The organism is Bradyrhizobium sp. GW821-FHT12B03, assembly GCF_058807535.1.
The window spans coordinates 1-3,541 of sequence record NZ_JBXAQU010000046.1 but is presented as its reverse complement, the minus strand read 5'-3'; the positions used below and the strand labels follow the sequence as shown (position 1 = coordinate 3,541).

At 64.8% G+C, this 3,541-nt stretch carries 1 protein-coding gene; it reads right to left on the bottom strand.

Features of this window, described 5'->3' with window-relative positions:
• The coding region (locus AC1RUR_RS38275) for an SDR family NAD(P)-dependent oxidoreductase (RefSeq protein ID WP_492853326.1) at positions 1-3,541 on the bottom strand (3,541 nt) is incomplete at both ends.

Genomic DNA, 3,541 nt, shown 5'->3' with positions numbered 1-3,541 from the left:
CGGTGCAACGCCGCCGTCGCAATCACGGAGCTCCAGTCGGCCTGCGCATGATGCGCCAGCCATTCGCCGTACCGCCCGGCCTGCGCCCGCAGCGCCGCCTCGTCACGCCCCGACACCAGCAGCGGGATCAACGGCGAGGAGGCTTCAGCCGGAGATGAGGCTTTGTCCGCATCTGTGCTGCGCGCCGGCGCCTCCTCCAGAACGACATGCGCATTCGTTCCGCTCAATCCAAATGCGCTGACGCCTGCGCGCCGCGGCCGTGCCGCATCACGCGGCCAGGCCGTCAATTGATCGACCACCTCGACCTTCAATCGTTCCCAATCCAAATGCGGATTGAGCGGTCGACAATGCAGCGTCGGCGGCAACGCTTCCGACTCGAAGCTCGCCAGCATCTTGATCACACCGACCAAGCCCGCGGCCGCTTCCAGATGTCCAACGTTCGTCTTCACGGCCCCGAGCTTCAATCGCCCCAGATCTTCGGGGCGCGCCTGGCCGTATACCGCGTCCAATGCCTGGACTTCGATCGGATCCCCCAGCGACGTACCCGTTCCGTGACATTCGACGACATCGATGTCGGCCGCATCCAAGCGCGCGTCGGCCAATGCGGCTCGCAGCGCCTTCTGTTGCGCAGTTCCGTTCGGCACGGTGAGGCCCGAACTTGCACCGTCGTGATTGACCGCGGTGCCGCGCACCACGCCTATGATCTGCTTGCCTTGTGCCTGCGCATCCTCCAGACGCATGATCGCCAGGACAGCGGCACCCTCGCCACGGCCGTATCCGTCGGCAGCCTCGGAAAACGTCTTGCTTCGACCGTCGGACGCCAGCGCGCGCGTCTGCGACAACACCACAAACGCTTCCGGGCTCGACGCCACCTGCACGCCGCCCACGATCGCCAGGTCGCACCGTCCTGATCGCAAATGCTCCGAGGCGAGATGCAGCGCGACCAGCGAGGACGAGCATGCCGTATCCACGGCCATGACCGGACCTTGCACCCCCAGATGATAGGCAAGCCGTCCGGCCGAGAATGCCGCCCCTCCGCCCGTCGCGGCATAAGCGTCTGCCGTCTCCAGGTTGAAACCCCGAGTCTGATATTCATTCGGGCCGATGCCGACGAACAACCCGGTCGTCGACCCCGCCAGGGATTTCGGGACGATCCCCGCATCCTCGAGCGCCGACCATGTGACTTCGAGCAGCAGCCGATGCTGCGGATCAATTTGCGCTGCTTCGCGCGGCGAGATGCCGAAGAAAGCCGCGTCAAATCCCGCCACATCGTTCAGTAACGATGCCTCCTTGACGTAAGATGTGCCTCGATGTTCGGGATCCGGATCATAATGGGTCGCACGGTCGAAACGCTCGGCGGGAATGGGTCCCAACGTATCAACGCCGGTCGACAGCACCTGCCAGAAACTCTCCAGATCTTCAGCGCCGCCCGGAAAACGCAGTCCCACGCCGATGATCGCAAGCGCCCCTGTCGCTTCGCCATGACGCACGACCGGAGCCGTCTCAACCTTTCTCGCGCTGTCACCCAGCTCCAAGGCCTCCAAGACCCATTCGCTCACGGCCTTCAGGTTGGGATGGTCGAACGCAAGTGTCGCCGGCACTGACAGGCCGGTCTGCTTTGCAAGTCTTTTTCGAACCTCCACCGCCATCAACGAGTCCATACCCAGATCGGCAAAGCCGACCTCGGCTTCCAACGTCAGCGGCTCGTTGATCCCCAGCACCACGGCGACGAGATCCCGCACCAGCGACAGCACGCGACTGCGGCGTTCGCGCGGGGTGAGCTTTTGCAGCTCGACCTTCAAGTCGTGCGAATGCCCCTTCGCGCTTTCGTCTCCTGGCACGGCCTGCGCGGCCCGCATCTCCGGGAGTTCGCTCAGCAGCGGACCGGGGCGATCCGCCAATTCTCTCATCCGGGTCCAGTCGACATCAAAGACCGCCAGTTCGTCTCGACCCTCCTGCAATGCTCGCTCAAGTCCCAGGAGACAGAGTTCCGGCTTCATGGAGCAAGCGCCGCGACGACGAAGCTGAGCCTCCGCATTCGCAGCCATTCCTCCGTCAGCCCATGCGCCCCAGTGGATGATCGTCGCCGGTAGTCCGCTGGAACGCCGCAGGTGCACCAGGCCCGTCAGCCCGGCATTCGCCGCGCTATAGGCGGACTGACCATAATTGCCGAGAAACCCGGCGGCCGATCCGTACAACACGAACGATGCAAGCTCGCTCCCCCACCGCTGCACGGAATCATGCAGCGCCCAGGCGCCACCGAGTTTGCCACCCTGTTCGGCTTCGATCGCTTCAGGCGTCAATTCGTTCAGCGGGACGTCAATCACGTCGCCCGCGAGGTGAAAAATGTGACGCAGTGCAGGCCTGCTCGCGTCCCCGGATGTCAGTTCACGGACGAGCGCGTCGACTGCAGCGCTGTCGCCGACGTCGCAAGCCCTGACCTCCGCGCGACACCCTTTGCTTGCGAGTGCCGCCACCAGGTCCGCGGCTCCAGGCGCATGTTTGCCGCGTCGCGACGTCAGGATGAGATGCTGCGCGCCGCGCTCCGCGAGCCAGCGGGACAGGAACGATCCGAGCGCGCCAGTGCCCCCGGTGACGAGTATTGTCCCTTGCGGCTGCCATTTCGTCGCAGCAGGCTTCGAGCTGGTCCGCGGCTGCACATGGTGCAGCTTTCGCGTCCACAAGTCCTGTCCCCTCAGCGCAAACTCTTCGCCCGCCGAATGCGCCTCGGCGGACAGGAACGTGGCCGCGATCCGGCGCAGTGCGACGTCCTCAGCGGATCCCAGGTCTGCCAGCCCGCCAAAGCCGTTTGCGAGCTCTAGATTCAGCGTCCTGCCAAGCCCCCACAATGCTTGCAGATAGGGTGCTGTCGGCACATCACCGTCTCTCGTCCGCAGCGCGTGAGGCGTGCATAGCCACAGGCGTGTTGTCGAAGCTTGCTTTCGCTGGCTGATAGCCTGTGCCAGCATCACAGCTTCGCTGGTCGCTCGCAGCCAGGGCTTTTCTTCCGCCACGGAGCTCCCTGGCGACAGCTCTCCCGCCAGGTACACGACCGCTCGTGGCAAGAGGACGTCTGCATCGCCTGCGTCGGCTTGCAGTCGTGCTGTCGCCTCGTTCACTGCGAGACACTCGACGACTGCGCCTTGCGCGCGAAGGATCTCCTGCAGCCGCTCGAGGTGCGCCACGTCGGGCCATCGGCCGCTCACGAGCCAGCAGACGCCGCCGGTCACTGAAGACGCGGGCGAGGCGCTTATCCTCTGCCATTGGTCCTCGTAGCACCAGCCGTCGACTGTCGCCTCTGCTTCAGTGTGCGCGTACCAATTATTCAGGGCCGGCAGGAGCGCCGACAGATGCTCGCGTTGTCCGCCTTCCGGAAGCTGCAGGAGCCGTTCGACACGCTCCATGCTGCCGCTCTGCACCGCTTCCCAGAAACGGGCATCAACACCATCTTTCGATTCAGCCGGGCCCGGCTTCTCCGCCTCCAGCCAGTAGCGCTGGCGCTGGAACGCATAGGTCGGCAGTGCCGCAACCGGCAGCTTCG